This window comes from Leisingera sp. ANG-DT (genome assembly GCF_000813785.1).
In the GTDB taxonomy this organism is placed as follows: Bacteria; Pseudomonadota; Alphaproteobacteria; order Rhodobacterales; family Rhodobacteraceae; genus Leisingera.
In genome coordinates this window covers 67990-88926 of sequence record NZ_JWLE01000011.1, presented here as the reverse complement: position 1 = coordinate 88926, position 20937 = coordinate 67990, and the positions used below count along the sequence as shown (strand labels likewise).

The following is a 20937-nucleotide window of genomic DNA, read 5'->3' as shown; positions in this document are numbered from 1 at the left end:
GTCTCTTTATCCTCAGATGCTCAGCGCTTCGTTCACGAGGGCTGCTTGTTGGGCTTTGTGTTCGCTGGCCAGGCCGGTTGCGGGCGAGGCCGAAGTGGCGCGGCCTGTATAGACGGGCCGGGTGTGCGTGGCGCCGATGCGGGTCAGCACCCATTCGATGTTGGGCTCGATGAAGGTCCAGGCGCCCTGGTTCTTGGGCTCTTCCTGGCACCAGACCATTTCCGCCTGCTTGAAGCGTTCCAGCTCCTTCACCATCGAGATGGCGGGGAACGGGTAGAACTGCTCGATCCGCATCAGGTAGACGTCATTGATGCCGCGGGCGTCGCGTTCTTCCAAAAGGTCGTAGTAGACCTTGCCCGAGCACATCACCACGCGCTTTATCTTGTCGTCCGCCACCAGCTGGGTGTCGGAGTTACCGTGCTGCGCGTCGTCCCACAGCACCCGGTGGAAGCTGGAGCCGGTGGTGAATTCCTCTGCCTTGCTGACCGCCAGCTTGTGGCGCAGCAGCGACTTCGGGGTCACCAGGATCAGCGGCTTGCGGAAGGTGCGGTGCAACTGGCGGCGCAGGATGTGGAAATAGTTTGCAGGCGTGGTGCAGTTGGCCACGATCCAGTTGTCCTGGCCGCACATCTGCAGGAAGCGCTCCAGCCGGGCGGAGGAGTGCTCCGGCCCCTGGCCCTCAAACCCGTGCGGCAGCAGGCAGACAAGGCCCGACATCCTGAGCCATTTGCTTTCACCGGAGGAGATGAACTGGTCGAACATGATCTGGGCGCCGTTGGCGAAATCGCCGAATTGAGCCTCCCACAGCGTGAGCGCGTTCGGTTCCGCCAGCGAGTAGCCGTATTCAAAACCCAGTACCGCGTATTCGCTGAGGGCCGAGTCGATCACCTCGTACTGGGACTGGCCCGCGCGGATGTTGTTGAGCGGGTAATAGCGCTCCTCGGTCTCCTGGTTGACGATGCCGGAATGGCGCTGCGAGAAGGTGCCGCGGGTGGCGTCCTGGCCCGCGAGGCGCACCGGGTAGCCTTCCAGCATCAGCGAGCCAAAGGCCATCGCCTCGCCGGTGGCCCAGTCAAAGCCCTCGCCGCTCTCGAACATCTTGCCGCGGGCATCCAGAACCCGGCCGACGGTGCGGTGCAGCGGGAAGCCCTCGGGCACCTGGCTCAGCGCGCGGCCGATGTCGGCCAGGGTGTCCGGCTCGATCGCGGTGCGGCCGCGCTGGTAGTCGGCGTCCTTCTTGTCCAGATGCGACCAGCGCCCGTCCAGCCAGTCGGCCTTGTTGGGCTTGTAGTTCTTGCCGGTCTCGAACTCCTCGTTCAGATGCGCCTGGAAGGCGGCCTTCATGTCCTCGATCTCTCCCTCGGGGATGAGGCCATCCTTGACCAGCCGGTCGGTGTAGAGGGTGAGGGTGGTCTTGTGGCCCTTGATCTTCTTGTACATCAAGGGGTTGGTGAACATCGGCTCATCGCCTTCGTTGTGACCGAAGCGGCGGTAGCAGAAGATGTCCAGCACCACGTCCTTGTGGAACTTCTGGCGGAACTCGGTGGCGACCTTGGCGGCGTGCACCACCGCCTCCGGGTCGTCGCCGTTCACGTGGAAGATCGGCGCCTCAACCACCAGCGCGTTGTCGGTGGGGTAAGGGGAGGAGCGCGAGAAATGCGGTGCGGTGGTGAAGCCGATCTGGTTGTTCACCACGATATGCATGGTGCCGCCGGCCTTGTGGCCGCGCAGGCCCGACAGCGCAAAGCATTCCGCCACCACGCCCTGGCCGGCAAAGGCCGCATCCCCGTGCAGCAGGATCGGCAGCACCTGGCTGCGCTCGGTGTCGCCCAGCTGGTCCTGCTTGGCGCGGACCTTGCCCAGAACCACCGGGTTCACCGCCTCCAGGTGCGAGGGGTTGGCGGTCAGCGAGAGGTGCACGGTGTTGCCGTCAAACTCGCGGTCGGAGGAGGCGCCGAGGTGGTATTTCACGTCGCCGGAGCCGTCCACGTCTTCGGGCTTGAAGCTGCCGCCCTGGAATTCGTTGAAAATCGCCCGGTAGGGCTTCTGCATCACGTTGGCGAGGATGTTGAGGCGGCCGCGGTGCGGCATGCCGATCACGATGTCGCGCACACCCAGGGCGCCGCCGCGCTTGATGATCTGCTCCATCGCCGGGATGAGGCTCTCGCCGCCGTCCAGGCCGAACCGCTTGGTACCGGTGTATTTGACGTGCAGGAACTTCTCAAAGCCCTCGGCCTCGACCATCTTGTTGAGGATCGCCTTGCGGCCCTCGCGGGTGAAGGTGATTTCCTTGTCGTAACCCTCGATCCGTTCCTTCAGCCAGCTGGCCTCTTCGGGATTGGAGATGTGCATGTACTGCAGCGCGAAGGTGCCGCAATAGGTGCGTTTCACGATCTCCAGGATCTGGCGCATGGTCGCGACCTGCAGGCCCAGAACGTTGTCGATGAAGATCGGCCGGTCCATATCGGCATCGGTGAAGCCGTAGGATTTCGGGTCCAGCTCCGGGTGCGGCGTGGCGGCACGCATGCCCAGCGGGTCGAGATCCGCCGCCAGGTGGCCGCGGATCCGGTAGGCGCGGATCAGCATCAGCGCGCGGATCGAGTCCAGAACGGCGCGCTGCACCTGGTCATCGGTCAGCTCCACACCCTTGGCGGCAGCCTTGTCCTTGATCTTCTTGCCCGCGCCCTTCGCCTCAGCCGGGGCCGGCCATTCGCCGGTCAGCGCGCCGGTCAGATCGTCATTGGGGGCCGGCGGCCAGTCGCCGCGCGCCCAGGAGGGGCCCTTGGCCTCTGCCTTCACGTCCAGTTCGGCGTCGCCCATCTGGCGGAAGAACTCGGCCCAGGCGGCATCCACCGCGTTGGGGTCATTGGCGTAACGGGCATAGAGCTGCTCCAGATACTCCGCATTGTGCCCCTGCATGAAGGAGGAGGCGTGGAAGAGGTCGTTGGGCGATTGGTCGGTCATCTTAAGCTCCCGAAGAGTCGGTATGCGGTTTGTGGGGGCAGGTCAGGGTTCGCACTGGAACGTGACCTGTTCCTTGGTCGGGTCGAGCGATTGTTCCGGGCCGGACGTGATGGTCACGGAACTGGCGCCCTTGCAGATTTCGGTTTCGATACGGGCCTGGACGTCCTCGATGCTGGTGCCGGGCTCGAAGTTCAGCACGCCCTGCATCGGCTGGGTGAAGGCCGCGGCGGAGGTGGCGGTGAGGAGGGTGAGGCATAGTGTGCTTGCACTTGCCGACGTTGGCCTGAGGACGCGGGAGGAGCGAATTCTCTTGGTCATTGGCGTGCCTCCTGCGGGTTGGGGCCGTATTTGTTGGAGCCAGGTTGGGAAGGAAGTGCAAAGGTAATCAGAAAAGCGAGAAATAAAACGCAGGTCACGATAAATGCGGTTTCTTCAGAAAAACTGAAGGCAGGTGCCACAAAAGCAGCCGACCAAATGAGCAATAGCCATCCGCTAAGACCGATGTCGTGGTAGCGTCTTACGGCGCAGCTGATTATGGGAAGCAGGGTCGCTAAAACAACTGCAAGGTAGAAAACAGAGAAACGAAGTCCTGCGGTCTCTGAAAGCCATTCATCTGCTGCTTTTGAGACCATTACCATGACAGTTACGAGCATATAGAATTGCCAAAACTCGCTTCTCTGGGCGCGACCTTTGAGGTCGCGCCACTTGGCATAACAAGCTTTGACTGCTTGCTCGGTCGTCATGCTTACTTGCCGATCGCTTTCAGAACCGCTTCACCCAGGCCGGCCGGGCTTTCGGCGACCACGATGCCTGCGGATTTCATCGCTTCGATCTTGTCCTCGGCGCCGCCCTTGCCGCCGGCGACAATCGCGCCCGCGTGGCCCATGCGGCGGCCCGGAGGGGCGGTGCGGCCAGCGATGAAGCCAGCAACCGGCTTCTTGCGGCCCTTCTTGGCTTCATCGGCCAGGAACTGCGCGGCCTCTTCCTCGGCGGAGCCGCCGATTTCGCCGATCATGATGATGCTTTCGGTCTCGTCGTCGGCCAGGAACCATTCCAGCACGTCGATATGCTCGGTGCCCTTGATCGGGTCGCCGCCGATGCCGACGCAGGTCGACTGGCCCAGGCCCACATCAGTGGTCTGCTTCACCGCCTCATAGGTCAGGGTGCCGGAGCGGGACACCACGCCGACGGAGCCGCGGCGGTGGATGTGGCCGGGCATGATGCCGATCTTGCAGGCGTCGGGGGTGATCACACCGGGGCAGTTCGGGCCGATCAGGATCGAGGAGGAGTTCTCCAGCGCCCGCTTCACCTTCATCATGTCGAGCACCGGGATGCCCTCGGTGATGGCGACGATCACTTCCATTTCGGCGTCGATGGCTTCGAGGATGGAATCCGCGGCAAACGGCGGCGGCACGTAGATCACCGAGGCGTTGGCGCCGGTCACATGCTTAGCTTCATGCACGGAGTTGAAGACCGGCAGCTCCAGATGGGTCTGGCCGCCTTTGCCGGGGGTCACGCCGCCGACCATCTTGGTGCCGTAGGCGATGGCCTGTTCGGAGTGGAATGTGCCTTGAGAGCCGGTGAAGCCCTGACAGATGACCTTGGTGTTTTCGTCGATGAGGACTGCCATGTTGTCCTTTCCTTTCGATTAAACGGCTTGTGTCTTTGCGGCACGCGCCGCGTTGTCGTCGGTAAGTGCCCGATCTGCATAGGTGACACGGGCAAGCCGTGCGCGGCCGGAGATCAGGCGGAAGAGAGACCGGGGCAAGGCACTGAGTTCAGCCATGCCCCGCAAACGTTTTTGGCGCCAGCGGACAGCAGAAGCAGGGCGGCGGGTGCCATGCCCCAGAAAAGTGCTTTCTTCGGGGGGCGTATTGCCCTGTTTCACCAGCGCTGGAGTGATCTGATAGGGGTTGAGGGAAACTGCCAGGCGGGAAACCAGCGGATTGAACAGCAACTGGTCGATCGAGAGGTCGAACGGGCGCGCCGCCAGAAGCTGTTCCGCAGCGGACCGTGTCACCAGATAGCCGGCTGAGCCGGGGTTGCGTGACAGCATCGGTGCCAGTCGGCGGCCATGACGCGCCGTGCCGCCAGTGCCCAGCATCACCCGCAGCGAGTCGCTGCGCCAGAATTCGATATTCACCAGCCCGCAGCCGTCCGGCCACCAGCTCAGATCATCCAGCCACAGGCGCAGCTCCGGCGAGATGAAGACGTCATCCTCAAACACAAGAGCGATATCCGCATCACTGTCCAGAAATGTTTCCCAGACACGGGCGTGGCTCAGCGTGCACGCCATGTTGCCCGCTGCAAAGGCCCCCCAGGGGCCAAAGCTGCGGCATTGCTTCAGCAGTTCGGATTCAGGTGTTGTCTGCAGGTCAACGGCAGGCACGAACTCGGCCTCGATGCGGGCGTCCGCCAGTGCTGCCCGCATTGCTGCGTGCCGCCCGGCCGCCCGTTCGAGCGAGATCATGTAGGCTGCGAGTTTCATGTGCTGGAACCTGTCCTTGATCCGGAAAGCTCCCGGGCTGAGCCCGGGAGAGCAGGATCAGCCCTTCACCGCCTTCACGATCTTTTCGGCGCCGTCCTTGAGGTTGTCGGCGGCGATCACGTCGAGGCCGGAGGTGTTGATGATCTCCTTGCCCTTCTCGACGTTGGTGCCCTCGAGGCGGACCACCAGCGGCACCTTGAGGCCGACTTCCTTGACCGCGGCGACCACGCCCTCGGCAATCACATCGCAGCGCATGATGCCGCCGAAAATGTTCACCAGGATGCCTTTGACGTTCGGGTCGGAAGTGATGATCTTGAAGGCCTCGGTCACCTTCTCCTTGGTGGCGCCGCCGCCCACGTCGAGGAAGTTGGCAGGCTCCGCGCCATACAGCTTGATGATGTCCATGGTGGCCATCGCCAGGCCCGCGCCGTTCACCATGCAGCCGATCTCACCGTCGAGCGCGATGTAGTTCAGGTCGTACTTGGAGGCTTCCAGCTCTTTCGGGTCTTCCTCGGTGGTGTCGCGCAGCTCAGCCACGTCGGCGTGGCGGTAAACCGCGTTGCCGTCAAAGCCGACCTTGGCGTCCAGCACTTTCAGCGCGCCGTCGTCGCCGACGATCAGCGGGTTGATCTCCAGCATCTCCATGTCCTTCTCGACGAAGGCTTTGTAGAGCTGGCCCATCAGCTTGACGCACTGCTTGATCTGCGCGCCTTCAAGGCCAAGCGAAAACGCGATGCGGCGGCCGTGGTAGGGCTGGTAGCCGGTGGCCGGGTCGACAGAGAAGGACAGGATCTTTTCCGGGGTGGCGGCGGCCACTTCCTCGATGTCCATGCCGCCCTCGGTGGAGCAGACAAAGGAGATGCGGGAGGTCTGGCGGTCGACCAGAAGCGCCAGGTACAGCTCGGTCTGGATGCCGGAGCCCGCTTCGATGTAGATGCGGTTTACCTGCTTGCCGGCCGGGCCGGTCTGATGGGTCACAAGAGTGCGGCCCAGCATCTTCTTGGCTTCCTCGGCAGCTTCTTCCACCGATTTGGTCAGGCGCACGCCGCCTTTTTCGCCGGCATCGGCTTCCTTGAAGGAGCCCTTGCCGCGGCCGCCTGCGTGGATCTGTGCCTTTACGACCCAAAGCGGGCCGTCGAGTTCACCGGCGGCGGTCTTGGCTTCTTCGGCCCGCAGCACCACGCGTCCGTCGGACACCGGCGCACCGTAGCTGCGAAGAAGGGCTTTGGCCTGATATTCGTGGATGTTCATTTGAAACTGTCCCGTCTGGCTGCAATTGTCTGCTGTTTTATAGGCCGTCATAATGCCAAGTGTTAAAGGCTTTTTTGACTGGCCGCGGGGAAATGCGGAAGATTTTCGACTTTTGTGATCACACTATTTGGCCGTGTGATCACATAGCGCCGCTGCCGTCTTGGGGCACCGGCGCCGATTCCTTGGCTTGATCTGCCGTTTTCGTGCCGCGCGTGCTGGACGGCAGCAGTTTGCTGCTGTTGCCTCAGAACAGGCAGCTCCCGCAGGCCGCGGCAGGAAAGCAGGCTTGAGCACGTTGCCTGAAGGGGGCTTTTTTGGCATTAGGGCGCATGGACCGCAGCGCCGCGGCGCGAGACTCAGGAGAGTTGTTTTGACTATCGACACCAAAGACTATTGGGATGCCTACTACGGCAAAAAGGAAAGACCGGCGGTGCCGTCGCAATTCGCAGCCTTTGTGCTGAATGAATTTTCCGACCGGCAGAGGTTCGTGGACCTCGGTTGCGGTGACGGCCGGGACAGTTTCTTTTTCGCCATGCACGGCAAGTCCGTCCGCGGCATCGACGGATCTGCCTCCGCGGTCTCGCTGTGCCAGGCTGTGGCGGAACGCCGGGGTGTGGACAATATCGGGTTCAGCCAGCTGGATATGCAGGACGCCGTCGCCTGTTCGAGCTTCCTGGAGCAGAACGCCGCCGATTGGGGTGACGCGATTGTCTATGCGCGTTTCTTTCTGCACGCGATTGACGAAGACGCCGAAGCAAACCTGCTGCGTCTTGCAGCGGGGCTGGTTGGTGACAGAGGCCGTCTGTGCCTGGAGTTCCGCACGCCGCGGGATCAGTTCCAGACCAAGGTGACATCAGAGCATTACCGCCGCTATGTGGAGCCGCTTCAGGTGATCGCCAGCGCCGGCCGGCACGGTCTGACATGCACTTATCTGGCAGAAGGCTTCGGTTTTGCGAAATACAAGGCCGATGATGCCTTTGTTGCGCGCATGGTTCTGGAGCGCCAATGATTGATCCGGTTCCCGCTGAACTTAACCGCAACAATCTGAGAGATATCTTTGCCCGTCTGGCAGGGGTGGAGGCATTTGTCTTCTTTGGCACGCTGCTGGGCTGTGTGCGCGACGGCGACATCATTCCGCATGACGATGACATCGACATCTACGTGAATGCGCGGGACAGGAAGAAGCTGCTGGCTGCGCTTGAAAGCAGCGGTTTCGAGCTGGAGCTTCATCCGCGGGCGAAGTGGTATCAGTTCTGGCGCAAGCCGCTGGTTGTGCAGGCCACGCGGATGCAGGACGGGATCAAAACCTACGCCGATTTCTACTTTTACGACGACAGCCCCGCGGACTACCTGATCGAACGGTGGAATTTCGCAGGATTGTGGCGCGACCCCACGACCACGATCCATGTGCCCAAGGAGCTGATTTTTCCTTTGCAGGACACGGAAATGCAGGGCATTCCCATCCGTGTTCCGGCGCGGCCTGAGGAGGTCTGCGCCTTTCTCTATGGTCCGTCCTGGGGAACGCCTGTTCGCAAAGGGGAGGGGTATACGATGGAAATTTCCGGGAACCGCCCTCAGTTCAAACTGAAGGCTGCCAGCTAGAAAACCAAAAAAAACGGGGCGCTGAGGCCCCGTTTTTCATCTTGTCTTTTTGCCGGATCAGGCCAGCGAGGCGTCGATGCCCTTGCAGGCTTCGACCAGGCCCTTCACGGCGTTGACCGAATTGTCGAACATGGTCTGTTCTTCTTCGTTCAGCTGGATGTTCACCACCTTCTCGATGCCGCCGGCGCCGATTACGGTGGGCACGCCCACATACATGTCCTTGACGCCCAGCTCACCATCGCAATAGGCGGCGCAGGGCAGCACGCGCTTCTGGTCTTTCAGGAAGGCCTCAGCCATTTCGATGGCGGAGGTGGCCGGCGCGTAGAAGGCGGAGCCGGTTTTCAGCAGGCCAACGATTTCGGCGCCGCCGTCACGGGTGCGCTGCAGGATCGCGTCCAGGCGCTCCTGGGTGGTCCAGCCCATCTTGACCAGGTCGGGCAGCGGGATGCCTGCAACGGTCGAGTAGCGCACCGACGGCACCATGGTGTCGCCGTGGCCGCCCAGCACAAAGGCAGTGACGTCCTTCATGGAGACACCGAATTCCTCAGCCAGGAAGTGGCGGAAGCGGGCGGAGTCCAGAACGCCGGCCATGCCGCAAACCTTGTTGTGGGGCAGGCCGGAGAATTCGCGCAGAGCCCAAACCATCGCGTCCAGCGGGTTGGTGATGCAGATCACGAAGGCGTTCGGCGCGTGGTCGCGGATGCCTTCGCCAACGGACTTCATCACCTTGAGGTTGATACCCAGCAGGTCGTCGCGGCTCATGCCCGGCTTGCGCGGCACGCCGGCGGTCACGATGCAGACGTCGGCGCCTGCGATGTCCGCATAGGACTGGGTGCCCTTCAGCGAGGCGTCGAAGCCCTCGGAGGGACCGGATTCTGCGATGTCCAGCGCCTTGCCTTCTGGGATGCCTTCGGCGATGTCGAAGAGAACGACGTCACCCAGTTCCTTGAGGGCTGCGAGATGTGCGAGGGTGCCGCCGATCTGACCTGCGCCGATGAGGGCGATTTTGGGTCGTGCCATTGGAAAATGTCTCCGGTCCGGTTGAAATTTCCTGATGCCTACGGCGTAAAACCGTGCCGTGCAAGGGCTCTGCGCTGCGGCATTCGGCGCTGTATGCTTGTGTATACCGTGCTGATACCGCTAAACCGTCTGTAATCTGGGCATTTCGGAGGGCGGGTGATGGCGGCGTTTGATGCAATGTTTTTCGTTTTTGCCATCCCGGCGGTCGTTTTTGCGGGCGTGTCCAAGGGCGGTTTCGGGTCCGGCGCAGCTTTTGCCTCGGCGTCGATTCTGGCGCTGGTGCTGGAGCCGGGCATGGCGCTGGCGCTGATGCTGCCCCTGCTGATGCTGATCGACGTGGCCAATCTGAAACCCTATTGGGGACGCTGGAACCTGCGGGCATCGCTGCTGCTGATTGGCGGCGGCTTGCCCGGCGTGGCGCTGGGTGCCTGGCTTTATGCGGCGGTGGATGCGGATGCGATGCGGGTGCTGATCGGGCTGGTCTCTGTCGGCTTTGTGCTGTGGCAGCTGCGCGGGCGGCTGGGGCTGCGGCTGGCGGCAGATGCGCCGCTGTCAACGGGCGCCGGTGCGCTGGCCGGGCTGGCGGTGGGGTTCACCAGTTTTGTCAGCCATGCGGGCGGGCCGCCGGCCGCGGTTTATCTTCTCAGCTTGAAGTTGCGGAAAACCGAATACCAGGCCAGCACGGTGCTGATCTTCTGGGCCATCAACATCGCCAAGGCGGTGCCTTATGCCGGGCTGGGGATGTTCACGCGGGAAACACTGATGCTCGACCTGATACTGGCGCCCTTTGCGCTGCTCGGGGCCTGGCTGGGAGTGAAGCTGCACCATTCGATCCCGGAGCGCTGGTTCTTTGCGCTGACCTATGTGCTGCTGACAGTGACCGGCGCCAAGCTGATCTGGGACGGGCTGGCCTGAAGACTGCTCGCATCAGCCAGCCCGCGCGGCGTCCTCGGCCAATTAGCCTGCAGCCGGGAATCCTGCCTCAATGCCTGTTCAGGCGTCGCTGTCGGTGTTCGGCAGGGCCTCTGCCAGCACCTCATAGGATTGTCCGGAGGCCACCAGGCAGGTCAAGCCGTTGGGGGTGGTCACCGTGATGGTCCAGCTGCCGGTGTCGGCAGAGGCAAAGGTTTCCATCACCATGCCCTGCTGGCCCATGCCGATGCTTTGGCGGCTTTCGCCGTATTTTTCGGCTAGCCTTTTGATCACCGCATCGCGCGGGGCGCAGTTGCGGCTTTGGGCAGCGGCGGGTGCGGCGGCCATGGTCACCGCGGCCAGCGCCAGCGGCAGTGCGAAGATTGAGTTTTTCATCTCGTTTTACCCTTTCCGGAACGGCCGGACAGAGCAGGGTGCCTGACGGCAGCCCCCGGTGTCCCTGTTCGGGCCGGTGTGTGACGCAATTCGAAATGCAGGCCCCATGCCTGCGGGCAGCAGGTGCGGCCTGGTGCGGCGGCAGTGGTCCTGTGCCTTGGTGCCCCTCAGTGTGCCGGTCAGGTGCTGATAAGTGGTTAACCAGGCGTTCGCCGAAAATTCACACATTTTTTCAAGCGCTTGCTGCAAATGCGCGAAAGGTTACGCTGCGCTGCGGCGGAATTGTACTTGAAAGTATACAATCGAATCTGTACCGCTTTACGCAACAAAATAACTTATGGAGAGGCCTCATGGACCCGCGCACGCGCCCCTACCGCTCGGTTTTGTATATCCCCGGCTCCAACGCGCGTGCGCTGGAGAAGGCCAAAACCCTGCCGGTGGACGCGGTGATCTTTGACCTGGAGGATGCGGTTTCAGCCGATGAAAAAACCAATGCCCGCGAGACCTTGGCCCAGGCGCTGAAGGGTGGCGGCTATGGCGCGCGGATGAAAATCGTGCGGATCAACGGGCTGGATACCGAATGGGGCCGTGGTGATGCGGCGGCGGCGGCGCGGATGAACCCGGATGCGATTCTTCTGCCCAAGGTGAATGCGCCGGAGGATCTGGACGCGCTGGCGGAAATTACCGGCGATATCCCGTTGTGGGCGATGATGGAAACCCCGCGCGGCATGCTGAATGCCGCCGCGATTGCAGCGCACCCCAAGCTGCAGGGCATGGTGATGGGCACCAATGACCTGGCCAAGGAACTGCAGACCCGCTACCGCCCCGACCGGATGCCAATGATGGCAGGTCTGGGCCTGTGCCTGCTGGCGGCCAAGGCCGAGGGGCTGGTGATTGTCGACGGCGTCTATAACGCCTTCAAGGACGTGGAGGGGCTGGCCGCGGAATGCGCGCAAGGCCGCGACATGGGCTTTGACGGCAAGACCCTGATCCACCCGGCGCAGGTAGAGGTGGCCAATGCCGCCTTTGCCCCGACGGAGCGAGAGATCGACACCTCCCGCCGCCAGATTGCCGCATTTGATGAGGCCCAGGCCGCAGGGCAGGGTGTTGCCGTGGTTGATGGCAAGATAGTCGAGAACCTGCATGTCGTAACGGCGCGTGAAATTCTGGCAAAAGCGGATGCAATCGCTGCGGTTTCCGCGTAGGTGTTAATCAGCTTAACATCTAAGAGGGGCTGATATGGCACTGTTGATCCTGGGACTTCTGCTGTGGTGGGGCGGCCACCTGTTCAAACGGCTGGCACCGGATATGCGTGCCTCCATGGGCAATGGCGGGCGCGGTGTGGTGGCGCTGGTGCTGGTCGCGGGCGTTGCGCTGATGGTGATCGGCTACCGCTCAGCCGAGAGTTTCGATCTGGCGCTGGTGCCGCCGTTCCTGAAGCATATCAACAACCTGCTGGTGCTGGTTGCGATCTATTTCATGAGCCCTGGCCCGCATAAGGGCGCGCTGTTCTACAAGATGCGCCACCCGATGCTGACGGGCTTTGGCCTGTGGGCGCTGGCGCATCTGCTGGTGAACTGGGATCCGGCGTCGTTTGTCCTGTTCGGCGGCCTGTGGGCATGGTCCATCACCGAGAAAGTGGTGATCAACCGGGCAGAGCCGGGCTGGCAGCCGGGGCCGAAGGGCGCGATTGCCAAGGACGGGATGTTCCTTGCCGCCTCGATTGTCCTGATGGGGGTGATCGGCTACGTCCACGGCATCGTCGGCCCGTCACCGTTCGGCGGCTAGGCCCTAAGCCAGGATAGGAAACCATGAAGCTTTACCGATTTTTGTCCGAAGACGACACCTCTGCCTTTTGCCACAAGGTGACCGATGCGCTGAACAAGGGCTGGGAGCTGCACGGCAGCCCGACCCAGGCCTTTGATCCCGTCAAGGGGATCATGCGCTGCGGTCAGGCGGTGGTGAAGGAGGTGGACGGAACCTACACGCCTGAGACCAAACTGGGAGAACACTGATGGCCAAGACCAATCCGGGCCGCTTTTTCGAAGACTATACCGTTGGCGAAGTGATCCGCCACGCGGTGCCCCGCACGGTGTCGGGCGGCGAGCGGGCGCTGTATCACGCGCTCTACCCGGCGCGCCATGCGCTCTATTCTTCGGATGAATTTGCCCGGGCCTCTGGTCTGACCTCGGCGCCGCTGGACGATTTGGCGGCCTTCCACGTAGTGTTCGGCAAGACGGTGCCGGATATCTCGCTGAATGCGCTGGCGAACCTCGGCTATGCCGAGGGGCGCTGGCTGCTGCCGGTTTATCCCGGCGACACGCTGCGCTCGGAGTCCGAGGTGATCGGGCTCAAGCAGAACTCCAACGGCAAATCGGGTGTGGTCTATGTGCGCACCCGCGGGCTGAACCAGCGCGATGAATGCGTGATGGAGTACGTGCGCTGGGTGATGGTGCGCAAACGCGACCTGGATGCCCCGGCGCCGGAGACGGTGATCCCCGAACTGAACAAGGTGATCCCGGCGGATCAGCTGGTGATCCCGGCGGGGCTGGATTTCTCCAGCTACGATTTCACCCTGGCAGGCGAGCCGCACCGCTGGGGCGACTATGAGGTGGGCGAGACCATCGACCATGTGGATGGTGTCACCATCGAGGAAGCCGAGCACATGATGGCGACCCGGCTGTGGCAGAACACCGCCAAGGTGCATTTCGACAATACCGCGCGACCCGATGGGACCCGTCTGATCTATGGCGGCCATGTGATCTCGATGGCGCGCACGCTGTCGTTCAACGGCCTCGCCAACGCGCAGATGATTGTCGGCCTCAATGGCGGCGCCCATGCTAACCCCTGCCTGTCGGGGCTGACCGTGCGGGCCTGGTCCGAGGTGCTGGACAAGGCCGACACCGCAGCACCCGGCGTCGGTGCGATCCGGCTGCGGCTGGTGGCAACCAAAGGCGGCGAGCCGTTCCAGCTGAAGGGCGAGGACGGCAAGTACCTGCCGGATGTGCTGCTGGATCTGGATTACTGGGCGCTGATGCCGAAGTGATCTGAGGGGGCTTTGCCCCCTCGCAGGCGGTGCCTGCTCACCCCCAGGATATTTTCAGCCAGATGAACAGGGGGATGGCAGAAATGTGATGACCGTCAGCCGGTTTGCCGCATAAGCTGGCAGCATGCGGGTTTTGCAGCTTCTGGTTTTCTCCATGCTCTCCCTTGGGCCGCTGCGCGCAGCGGCCTGCGATCTGGCATTGGTGCTGGCGGTGGATGTCTCCGGCTCTGTTGATGCCGAGGAATACCGCATTCAGATGGACGGGCTGGCGGCAGGCCTGCGCGACGGGGTGGTCTCTGAGGCGCTGGTCAAGGCGCGCGCTCAGGTGCTGCTGCTGCAATGGTCGGGCGAGTCGCGCCAGGAGGTGACACTGCCATGGGCCGAGATCCGGACGTTCGGGGATGTGGAAGCGCTGGCGCAGCAGATCGAGCAGGCGCCGCGACCCTGGCGCAATTACTCCACCGCGGTGGGGGAGGCGCTGTTTCTGGCGCTGGAGCAGTTTCCGGCCGTGGAGCAGTGCAAGCGCCGGGTGATTGATGTCTCCGGCGACGGGTTCTCCAACGAAGGGATCGAGCCGCGGGCGGCGCATGCGGCGCTGGCGGCGGCCGGTGTGACGGTGAATGCCATCGCAATTGAGCAGAGCGAGCCGGACCTGACCGCCTATTTCTTTGAAAACGTGATCCGCGGTGAGGGGGCCTTTGTGGTCTCTGCCGCGAGCTTTGCTGACTACCCGTCGCGCATCCGCAAGAAGCTGGTCAGGGAGGTCGCACGGCAGACCGCTGCACTGCCGGAAGGCACGGGAAGGGCAGTTGCGTCTTTGCAGTGATTTGCAGAAGGGGCCCTGATTCTGCAAAAAATTTTCAATCGGCGGATTTGTGATCACTAATTATTTGCTGTGATCACAAGCCGTGGCGTTTTAGCGCCAACAGGCGAGAAACCTGCCGTTTTTAACCGTTCCTTCGGGTGACACGCCGTAAAAATCGGCTAAAACGTCGTCAGCCAACCTGAAAAGGAGCCAACATGGCCGATGTCAATCGGGGCAACCGCCCGCTTTCGCCGCATTTGCAGGTCTACCGGCCGCAGCTGACCTCCGTGACTTCGATCCTGACACGGATCACCGGCAACGCGCTGATCGTCTCGGCGCTGCTGATCGCCTGGTGGTTCCTGGCTGCCGCAACCTCGCCCGAGTATTTCGCCATTGCCAACGGCCTGCTGACCAGCTGGTTCGGTGATCTGGTGATGACACTGTCGGCGCTGGGCCTGTGGTATCACACGCTGGCGGGCATCCGGCACCTGATCTGGGACAACGGCATGATGCTGGACCTTGAACAGGCCGAGAAGCTGGGCTGGTTCGTGGTGATCGGCTCTGCCGTTCTGACCGTCCTAACCATCATCATCGTCTAAGCCCGGGAGGCACACGCAATGCGATATCTGACTGACCGCAAGCGCGCCGTTGGCATGGGCGCTGCAAAATCCGGAACAGAACATCACTGGTCGATGCAGGTGAGCTCAATCGCTCTCTTGATCCTGGTGCCGCTGTTCGTCTTCACCTTCGGTTCTGCGCTGGGCGGCACCTATGGAGAGATCACCGCCTATTATTCCCGCCCGTTCCCGGCAATCGTGGCGGCGCTGACCATGTGGGTTGGCATGATGCACTTCAAATCCGGCGCCCAGACCATGATTGAGGATTACGTACATGGGGTGAAAGGCCGCCTGACGATCATCCTGGTCAACTGCCTGTCCTATGCTGTCGCCGCGACCAGCGCCTATGCGCTGATCCGCCTGGCCCTGTAACTCCCCGAGGTCTCTTTCAATGGCTGCTTACGAATACGAAACACATGAATATGACGTGGTCGTGGTTGGCGCCGGCGGGGCCGGTCTCCGCGCGACGCTGGGCATGGCGGAACAGGGGCTGCGCACGGCCTGTGTGACCAAAGTGTTCCCGACCCGCTCCCACACCGTGGCGGCGCAGGGCGGCATTGCCGCCTCCCTGGGCAATATGGGCCCGGACAGCTGGCAGTGGCATATGTATGACACCGTCAAGGGCTCTGACTGGCTGGGCGACACCGACGCGATGGAATACCTGGCCCGCGAGGCGCCCAAGGCGGTGTATGAACTGGAGCATTACGGTGTGCCGTTCTCGCGCACCGAGGAAGGCAAGATTTATCAGCGCCCGTTCGGCGGCCACACCACCGAGTTTGGCGAAGGCCCCGCGGTGCAGCGCACCTGTGCGGCGGCTGACCGGACCGGCCACGCGATCCTGCACACGCTGTATGGCCAGAGCCTCAAGAACAATGCCGAGTTCTACATCGAGTATTTCGCCATCGACCTGATCATGTCCGACGACGGGCAGTGCCAGGGCGTTGTATGCTGGAAGCTCGATGACGGCACCATGCATGTCTTCAACGCCAAGATGGTGGTGCTGGCGACCGGCGGGTACGGCCGCGCTTATTTCTCTGCCACTTCGGCGCATACCTGCACCGGCGACGGCGGCGGCATGGTCGCACGTGCTGGTCTCGCGCTGCAGGACATGGAGTTCGTGCAGTTCCACCCGACCGGCATTTACGGCTCCGGCTGCCTGATCACCGAGGGCGCGCGGGGCGAGGGCGGTTATCTGACCAACTCCGAAGGCGAACGCTTCATGGAGCGCTATGCGCCCCAGTACAAGGACCTGGCGCCGCGCGACTATGTCAGCCGCTCGATGACCATGGAAATCCGCGAAGGCCGCGGCGTGGGCGCCGAGGGCGACCATATCCACCTGAACCTCTCCCACCTGCCAGCCGAGGCGCTGGCGGAGCGGCTGCCGGGTATTTCCGAGAGCGCCAAGATCTTTGCCGGCGTGGATGTGACTAAGGAGCCGATCCCGGTTCTGCCCACCGTGCACTACAACATGGGCGGTATTCCGACCAACTACTGGGGCGAGGTGCTGAACCCGACCGCCGAGGATCCGACCGCCGTGGTGCCGGGCCTGATGGCCGTGGGCGAGGCGGGCTGTGCCTCGGTGCATGGCGCCAACCGGCTGGGCTCCAACTCGCTGATTGACCTGGTGGTCTTTGGCCGTGCCTCCGCCATTCGCGCGGGCAAGGTTGTGGACGCCGATGCGGCGAACCCGGTGCTGAACCAGGCCTCTGTCGACAAGGCGTTTGACCGCTTCGACACCCTGCGCAACGCCAAGGGCGGTATCCCGACCGCGGACCTGCGGCTGGAAATGCAGCGCACCATGCAAGCGGACGCGGCGGTGTTCCGCACCGACAAGACCCTGAAGGAAGGCGTCGAGAAGATGACCGCGATTGCGGCCAAGCTCGACGATCTGCAGGTGACCGACCGCTCGCTGGTCTGGAACTCCGACCTGATGGAGACGCTGGAGCTGACCAACCTGATGCCGAACGCGCTGGCCACCATCGTTGGCGCCGAGGCGCGCAAGGAAAGCCGCGGCGCGCACGCGCATGAGGATTACGCCACCCGCGACGACGAGAACTGGCGGGTCCACACCGTGTCGCGCGTGGAGGGCAACAAGGTTGATCTGTCCTACCGCCCGGTGATCGTGGATCCGCTGACCACCGAAGACGAAGGCGGCATCAGCCTCAAGAAAATCGCGCCCAAGGCGCGGACGTTCTAAGGAGACAGACCATGGTTCAATTCAGCCTCCCGAAGAACTCCAAGATCACCACCGGCAAGACCTGGCCCAAGCCGGAGGGCGCCAGCAATGTGCGCAAATTCAAGATCTACCGCTGGAACCCCGATGACGGGAAAAACCCGCAGGTCGACACCTATTTCGTCGACATGGACAGCTGCGGCCCGATGGTCCTGGACGCGCTGATCAAGATCAAGAACGAGATCGACCCGACCCTGACCTTCCGCCGCTCCTGCAGGGAGGGGATCTGCGGGTCGTGTGCGATGAACATTGACGGCATCAACACGCTGGCCTGTATCTACGGCATGGATGAGATCAAGGGCGATGTGGCCATCTACCCGCTGCCGCATATGCCGGTGGTCAAGGACCTGATCCCGGATCTGACGCATTTCTATGCCCAACATGCCTCGATCATGCCGTGGCTGGAGACCAAGACCAACCGCCCGGCAAAGGAGTGGAAACAGTCCATCGAGGACCGCAAGAAGCTAGACGGGCTTTATGAGTGCGTCATGTGCGCCAGCTGCTCAACTTCCTGTCCCTCCTACTGGTGGAACGGCGACCGTTACTTGGGGCCGGCCGCGCTGCTGCACGCCTACCGCTGGATCATCGACAGCCGGGACGAGGCCACGCCGGAGCGCCTGGACCAGTTGGAGGATCCGTTCAAGCTCTACCGCTGCCACACCATCATGAACTGCGCCAAAACCTGCCCCAAAGGCCTGAACCCGGCCAAGGCGATTGCGCATATCAAGAAGATGATGGTGGAACGCGCGGTTTGACCGTGGCAGGCGGCCCGCAAGGATCCGCCGCTTAAAATGTTGAAAATTGCATGCCCCCCGGTTTCTTGCGAAACCGGGGGTGTGTTTTTGGCAGGCAATGGATTTACGGGCATGAGACTTCTTGGATGTGCCGCGGGCGCGCTGACCCTCCTGGCGGGCTGCATGACGGCAACGGACCACGACCGGATCGGCGGCCAGCTGGCGGTAACCGATGCGCGGATTCCGGGCTGTGTCGAGGCCGCGGGCATCACCGGGGAGGTGCGCGTCAGCACCGAGTTCCTGGGCCATGCTGCGGGCGCAACGGTGCTGCGAAACGTGCAGCCGGGGCCGAATGTGACAGAGGCGCAGGCGGCGCAGGCGACCTCCTGCATCAATACCTGACCCTAATTGGTTGAGCGGCGGCAGTTGCCGCCCTAAGCTGCTGCAATGCAACCGCATTTTTATGCCATTCTGCTTGCCGGCATTGCCGGGCTTTCGATGCCACTGGGCGGGCTTCTGGCTTGGTGCGAGCACATCAGCAACCCGGTGCTGCGCAACCGGGTGCTGCACACTATTGCGGCCTTTGGCGGCGGCGCGCTGGCCTCAGCCGTGGCGCTTGTTCTGGTGCCGGAGGCGGCGGAGGCACTGCCTGCCGCCTGGGCGGTTGGCCTGTTTGCCGCGGGCGGTCTGGTTTTTTACCTGGTCGACACCCTCCTGCAGCGCCATGGCGGCAGCGGCGCCCTGCTGCTGGCAATGCTGCTGGATTACCTGCCGGAGGCTATGGCGCTGGGGGCGATGCTGGTGGCGGATGCCGCGACTGCCAAGCTTCTGGCGCTGATGATCTTTCTGCAGAACCTGCCAGAGGGCTTTGCCGCCTTCCGCGAAGTCTGGAGCGGTGACAGCCCGGCCTGGCACGTGCTGCTGCTGTTTCTGGGGCTGGCTGCCTTGGGGCCTGCCTGCGCGCTTGCGGGGCTTTTCTGGCTGGCGGAAGCTCATGCGGTGCTTGGCGGGATTATGATCTTTGCCGCGGGCGGCATCCTTTACCTGCTGTTTCAGGACATCGCGCCCAAGGCGCACAGCAGCCGCAGCAGCGCACCGGCGCTGGGGGCGGTCGCGGGGTTTGCGCTGGGGCTGGCCGGGCACTTGCTGATCGGCTGAGCCGCGGACAGCGCGCCGGATTGCATCAGCTGCATGGCAAGCCTGCAAAAACATCCGGTGCGCCGGGCGGCGCCAGCGGATACCCTGCCACCTAAGGGAGGATGGTGCCGCAAGTAAGGAGACCGCCCGATGAAACCCGTTGAAACTCTGGAAGAACAGCAAGCCAAAGACGCCCGCGCTGCACTGGAAGCGCTGGAGCAGGCCTATGCCTATTACATCCCTGAACCGCCGGTGGCAGCAGTGCAGGAATGGCGTCAGGACCAGCTGTTCGAATACTATCAGGCGGCTTGATCCGGGGTGCCCTGCAGTGCCGGGTTTTGCGTTTGAAGGGGCGGCAGGACAGGGCTAGACAGGCCCAATGATACTTGTTGCCGTCCTTGCTGTTGGAGTCTTTTGCTACTTCCTTTGGCGCCACCGCGCGATGGATCTAACCCGCAATTGCCGCTGGCGGCAGATGAAGTCCGAGGGGCAGTGGCGCTGTATCTCTTGCGGGGCCGTTGAACCGGGTGACGCCGCTCCCCGCATTTGCCGTAATCCGCAGCGTCGAGGCTAAGCGGGACTCCCGCGCCTGCAGGCGCACCGGCTGCGCCGTGGATTTGGCTGTTCAGTTCCGGATGAAACGGCCCAATTCCGCACCTGCGCCGAGAGGGGCTTGCGCCAAGTCAGCGATGCGGTCTTGATGGGGCAAACGAACAGGAAGGTTTGCCCCAATGCCCAGCACACCCGCTGATCCCGCCGACGCAGATGCCCGCCGCGCCGTCAAGCCAGTGATCTGCTACCCGAACGAGACACTGCCGGTGCCTGATCTGGCGCTCTACAGGCAGGCGCGGGAAGGGGCGGTAAAGACCCGCGAGGTACGGGTGCCGCCCCGCGATGCCGCCTGTTTCGAAGTGCCCGCCGGGCATTTCTTCCGTATCACCTCAATCGATGGGCCGCAGGTGGGCGATTTGAACCTGTGGAACAGGCATGACCTGAGCGAACGCTTCTATTCCGGCAAGACCCGCGCCCTGCATGGCACCCATATCACCACCGGTGAACGAATGTGGACCAGCTTCCCGCATCTGCGCCCTATGGCAACCATCACCACCGATACACTGGGTTGGTACGGCATGGATGAATTCGGCGGCTCTGTGCACGATGTGATCGGCACCCGCTGCGACCCCTATACCGGTAACCTGCTGGCTGGCAGCCAGTACCACTACTGCTGCCATTCCAACCTGACCCGCGCCCTGGCAGATCATCTGGGCATCTCCCCGGCAGAGGCGGAGCCGCATGTGCATGACGTCCTGAATGTCTTCATGTGCACCGGCTTCACCCGCGATACCGGCCAGTACTTCATGAAAGCCAGCCCGGTGCGGCCCGGCGATTACCTGGAGTTTTTTGCCGAGATCGACCTTTTGGGCTGCCTTAGCGCCTGTCCGGGCGGGGATTGTTCAGCAGAGCATTCCAGCGATACCCCCGCCTGTTACCCGATGCTGGTCGAAGTTTTTGCCCCGGCAGAGGGCGCGCTTGGCGATTGGAAAAGCCCGCCTCCAAATGGGTATGACCGCAGCCACGGGTGCAAGTAAAACCGGTCAAAAGTTATTTTGGCCAGAGGTCTTGCTGAAATTCAGGGCGGCGTGAACAATCGCACCTTGTGAATTTCCCGAGCTCCCAAAAAGAAAAGGACAGCGGAATAACCGCTGTCCTTGGGAAAGCCGTAAATCGAAAT

24 protein-coding genes are annotated in these 20937 nt (G+C 62.7%); 16 read left to right on the top strand and 8 right to left on the bottom strand.

Translation table 11 applies throughout. From position 1 onward, the window contains the following. Positions 1–12 precede the first annotated feature (12 nt). The 6 genes from RA21_RS12280 to sucC are packed head-to-tail and all read right to left on the bottom strand — an operon-like array spanning position 13 to position 6703. Positions 13–2964, bottom strand: a complete 2952-nt coding sequence (locus RA21_RS12280) for a 2-oxoglutarate dehydrogenase E1 component (RefSeq protein WP_039149280.1) — start codon at positions 2962–2964, stop codon at positions 13–15. Positions 2965–3006: 42 nt separating this feature from the next. Continuing rightward, a complete protein-coding gene (locus RA21_RS22630) occupies positions 3007–3282 on the bottom strand; it encodes a hypothetical protein (protein WP_152610539.1) in 276 nt (91 codons plus the stop codon). After that, positions 3279–3707, bottom strand: coding sequence for a DUF805 domain-containing protein (locus tag RA21_RS22000; RefSeq protein ID WP_052257649.1), 429 nt, complete (start codon positions 3705–3707; stop codon positions 3279–3281). The genes RA21_RS22630 and RA21_RS22000 overlap by 4 nt, the downstream gene beginning before the upstream one ends. Positions 3708–3709: 2 nt before the next feature. Then, entirely contained in the window at positions 3710–4594 is an 885-nt protein-coding gene (gene sucD / locus RA21_RS12270; RefSeq protein WP_019297072.1) for a succinate--CoA ligase subunit alpha, read from the bottom strand. An 18-nt stretch (positions 4595–4612) separates the two neighbouring features. Next, the gene (locus RA21_RS12265; RefSeq protein WP_019297071.1) at positions 4613–5452 is read right to left on the bottom strand and encodes a glycosyltransferase family 25 protein; all 840 of its coding nucleotides are present in this window, start codon (positions 5450–5452) and stop codon (positions 4613–4615) included. Between the two features lie 57 nt (positions 5453–5509). Then, positions 5510–6703, bottom strand: a complete 1194-nt coding sequence (gene sucC, locus RA21_RS12260) for an ADP-forming succinate--CoA ligase subunit beta (protein WP_019297070.1) — start codon at positions 6701–6703, stop codon at positions 5510–5512. Between the two features lie 370 nt (positions 6704–7073). On the opposite strand from sucC, the gene RA21_RS12255 reads away from it, so the two are divergent. Further along, on the top strand, positions 7074–7712 hold the full coding sequence (locus RA21_RS12255) for a class I SAM-dependent methyltransferase (protein ID WP_019297069.1): 639 nt from the start codon (positions 7074–7076) through the stop codon (positions 7710–7712). Then, positions 7709–8305 (top strand): LicD family protein, encoded by a 597-nt coding sequence (locus RA21_RS12250; protein WP_039149277.1) that lies wholly within the window; start codon positions 7709–7711, stop codon positions 8303–8305. Before RA21_RS12255 ends, RA21_RS12250 begins: the two co-directional genes overlap by 4 nt. Before the next feature lie 57 nt (positions 8306–8362). Here RA21_RS12250 and mdh read toward each other — a convergent pair whose 3' ends face one another. Continuing rightward, positions 8363–9325: a malate dehydrogenase gene (gene mdh / locus RA21_RS12245; RefSeq protein WP_039149274.1), complete on the bottom strand. Its 963-nt coding sequence runs from the start codon at positions 9323–9325 to the stop codon at positions 8363–8365. Between the two features lie 159 nt (positions 9326–9484). Here mdh and RA21_RS12240 point away from each other — a divergent pair, with 159 nt between their 5' ends. After that, positions 9485–10240 carry a sulfite exporter TauE/SafE family protein gene (locus RA21_RS12240; protein WP_039149271.1) on the top strand — a complete coding sequence of 252 codons (756 nt, stop codon included), beginning with the start codon at positions 9485–9487 and terminating at the stop codon, positions 10238–10240. 78 nt (positions 10241–10318) lie between these two features. Here the strand turns inward: RA21_RS12240 and RA21_RS12235 are convergent, their stop codons facing one another. Continuing rightward, the gene (locus RA21_RS12235) at positions 10319–10633 is read right to left on the bottom strand and encodes a hypothetical protein (RefSeq protein WP_039149268.1); all 315 of its coding nucleotides are present in this window, start codon (positions 10631–10633) and stop codon (positions 10319–10321) included. A 350-nt stretch (positions 10634–10983) separates the two neighbouring features. Here RA21_RS12235 and RA21_RS12230 point away from each other — a divergent pair, with 350 nt between their 5' ends. The 13 genes from RA21_RS12230 (at position 10984) to RA21_RS12175 (ending at position 20794) form a co-directional block, all read left to right on the top strand. Continuing rightward, positions 10984–11838, top strand: a complete 855-nt coding sequence (locus RA21_RS12230) for an HpcH/HpaI aldolase/citrate lyase family protein (RefSeq protein ID WP_019297064.1) — start codon at positions 10984–10986, stop codon at positions 11836–11838. Between the two features lie 34 nt (positions 11839–11872). After that, positions 11873–12421 (top strand): NnrU family protein, encoded by a 549-nt coding sequence (locus RA21_RS12225; protein ID WP_019297063.1) that lies wholly within the window; start codon positions 11873–11875, stop codon positions 12419–12421. A 23-nt stretch (positions 12422–12444) separates the two neighbouring features. Continuing rightward, complete coding sequence (locus tag RA21_RS12220) at positions 12445–12648, top strand: DUF1737 domain-containing protein (protein ID WP_019297062.1); 204 nt, start codon at positions 12445–12447, stop codon at positions 12646–12648. Next, the gene (locus tag RA21_RS12215; RefSeq protein WP_039149265.1) at positions 12648–13679 is read left to right on the top strand and encodes a MaoC family dehydratase; all 1032 of its coding nucleotides are present in this window, start codon (positions 12648–12650) and stop codon (positions 13677–13679) included. The genes RA21_RS12220 and RA21_RS12215 overlap by 1 nt, the downstream gene beginning before the upstream one ends. Before the next feature lie 124 nt (positions 13680–13803). Then, a complete protein-coding gene (locus RA21_RS12210; RefSeq protein WP_039149262.1) occupies positions 13804–14505 on the top strand; it encodes a DUF1194 domain-containing protein in 702 nt (233 codons plus the stop codon). 194 nt (positions 14506–14699) lie between these two features. Continuing rightward, on the top strand, positions 14700–15083 hold the full coding sequence (gene sdhC / locus RA21_RS12205) for a succinate dehydrogenase, cytochrome b556 subunit (RefSeq protein WP_019297059.1): 384 nt from the start codon (positions 14700–14702) through the stop codon (positions 15081–15083). Positions 15084–15101: 18 nt separating this feature from the next. Then, positions 15102–15473, top strand: coding sequence for a succinate dehydrogenase, hydrophobic membrane anchor protein (sdhD, locus tag RA21_RS12200; RefSeq protein ID WP_039149259.1), 372 nt, complete (start codon positions 15102–15104; stop codon positions 15471–15473). A gap of 19 nt (positions 15474–15492) precedes the next feature. Next, on the top strand, positions 15493–17298 hold the full coding sequence (sdhA, locus tag RA21_RS12195) for a succinate dehydrogenase flavoprotein subunit (protein ID WP_039149256.1): 1806 nt from the start codon (positions 15493–15495) through the stop codon (positions 17296–17298). An 11-nt stretch (positions 17299–17309) separates the two neighbouring features. Further along, positions 17310–18089 (top strand): succinate dehydrogenase iron-sulfur subunit, encoded by a 780-nt coding sequence (locus RA21_RS12190; RefSeq protein WP_019297056.1) that lies wholly within the window; start codon positions 17310–17312, stop codon positions 18087–18089. 111 nt (positions 18090–18200) lie between these two features. Further along, positions 18201–18470: a hypothetical protein gene (locus tag RA21_RS12185; RefSeq protein ID WP_039149254.1), complete on the top strand. Its 270-nt coding sequence runs from the start codon at positions 18201–18203 to the stop codon at positions 18468–18470. A 45-nt stretch (positions 18471–18515) separates the two neighbouring features. After that, entirely contained in the window at positions 18516–19226 is a 711-nt protein-coding gene (locus RA21_RS12180) for a ZIP family metal transporter (RefSeq protein ID WP_039149252.1), read from the top strand. Between the two features lie 129 nt (positions 19227–19355). Continuing rightward, positions 19356–19517, top strand: a complete 162-nt coding sequence (locus RA21_RS22860) for a hypothetical protein (protein ID WP_193748067.1) — start codon at positions 19356–19358, stop codon at positions 19515–19517. Between the two features lie 419 nt (positions 19518–19936). Further along, positions 19937–20794 carry an urea carboxylase-associated family protein gene (locus RA21_RS12175; protein WP_039149249.1) on the top strand — a complete coding sequence of 286 codons (858 nt, stop codon included), beginning with the start codon at positions 19937–19939 and terminating at the stop codon, positions 20792–20794. Positions 20795–20937 lie beyond the last annotated feature (143 nt).

What these genes read in the sequence shown, in the direction of transcription:
- RA21_RS12230 (WP_019297064.1), top strand. Translation starts at nt 10,984, where the DNA reads ATGGACCCGCGCACGCGCCCCTACCGCTCGGTTTTGTATATCCCCGGC.
- RA21_RS12175 (WP_039149249.1), top strand. Translation starts at nt 19,937, where the DNA reads ATGCCCAGCACACCCGCTGATCCCGCCGACGCAGATGCCCGCCGCGCC.
- sdhC (WP_019297059.1), top strand. Translation starts at nt 14,700, where the DNA reads ATGGCCGATGTCAATCGGGGCAACCGCCCGCTTTCGCCGCATTTGCAG.
- RA21_RS12265 (WP_019297071.1), bottom strand. Translation starts at nt 5,452, where the DNA reads ATGAAACTCGCAGCCTACATGATCTCGCTCGAACGGGCGGCCGGGCGG.
- RA21_RS12280 (WP_039149280.1), bottom strand. Translation starts at nt 2,964, where the DNA reads ATGACCGACCAATCGCCCAACGACCTCTTCCACGCCTCCTCCTTCATG.
- RA21_RS12250 (WP_039149277.1), top strand. Translation starts at nt 7,709, where the DNA reads ATGATTGATCCGGTTCCCGCTGAACTTAACCGCAACAATCTGAGAGAT.
- RA21_RS22630 (WP_152610539.1), bottom strand. Translation starts at nt 3,282, where the DNA reads ATGACCAAGAGAATTCGCTCCTCCCGCGTCCTCAGGCCAACGTCGGCA.
- sucC (WP_019297070.1), bottom strand. Translation starts at nt 6,703, where the DNA reads ATGAACATCCACGAATATCAGGCCAAAGCCCTTCTTCGCAGCTACGGT.
- RA21_RS12220 (WP_019297062.1), top strand. Translation starts at nt 12,445, where the DNA reads ATGAAGCTTTACCGATTTTTGTCCGAAGACGACACCTCTGCCTTTTGC.
- RA21_RS12240 (WP_039149271.1), top strand. Translation starts at nt 9,485, where the DNA reads ATGGCGGCGTTTGATGCAATGTTTTTCGTTTTTGCCATCCCGGCGGTC.
- mdh (WP_039149274.1), bottom strand. Translation starts at nt 9,325, where the DNA reads ATGGCACGACCCAAAATCGCCCTCATCGGCGCAGGTCAGATCGGCGGC.
- sdhD (WP_039149259.1), top strand. Translation starts at nt 15,102, where the DNA reads ATGCGATATCTGACTGACCGCAAGCGCGCCGTTGGCATGGGCGCTGCA.
- RA21_RS12225 (WP_019297063.1), top strand. Translation starts at nt 11,873, where the DNA reads ATGGCACTGTTGATCCTGGGACTTCTGCTGTGGTGGGGCGGCCACCTG.
- RA21_RS12190 (WP_019297056.1), top strand. Translation starts at nt 17,310, where the DNA reads ATGGTTCAATTCAGCCTCCCGAAGAACTCCAAGATCACCACCGGCAAG.
- sdhA (WP_039149256.1), top strand. Translation starts at nt 15,493, where the DNA reads ATGGCTGCTTACGAATACGAAACACATGAATATGACGTGGTCGTGGTT.
- RA21_RS12185 (WP_039149254.1), top strand. Translation starts at nt 18,201, where the DNA reads ATGAGACTTCTTGGATGTGCCGCGGGCGCGCTGACCCTCCTGGCGGGC.
- RA21_RS12210 (WP_039149262.1), top strand. Translation starts at nt 13,804, where the DNA reads ATGCGGGTTTTGCAGCTTCTGGTTTTCTCCATGCTCTCCCTTGGGCCG.
- RA21_RS22000 (WP_052257649.1), bottom strand. Translation starts at nt 3,707, where the DNA reads ATGACGACCGAGCAAGCAGTCAAAGCTTGTTATGCCAAGTGGCGCGAC.
- sucD (WP_019297072.1), bottom strand. Translation starts at nt 4,594, where the DNA reads ATGGCAGTCCTCATCGACGAAAACACCAAGGTCATCTGTCAGGGCTTC.
- RA21_RS12235 (WP_039149268.1), bottom strand. Translation starts at nt 10,633, where the DNA reads ATGAAAAACTCAATCTTCGCACTGCCGCTGGCGCTGGCCGCGGTGACC.
- RA21_RS12180 (WP_039149252.1), top strand. Translation starts at nt 18,516, where the DNA reads ATGCAACCGCATTTTTATGCCATTCTGCTTGCCGGCATTGCCGGGCTT.
- RA21_RS12215 (WP_039149265.1), top strand. Translation starts at nt 12,648, where the DNA reads ATGGCCAAGACCAATCCGGGCCGCTTTTTCGAAGACTATACCGTTGGC.
- RA21_RS22860 (WP_193748067.1), top strand. Translation starts at nt 19,356, where the DNA reads ATGAAACCCGTTGAAACTCTGGAAGAACAGCAAGCCAAAGACGCCCGC.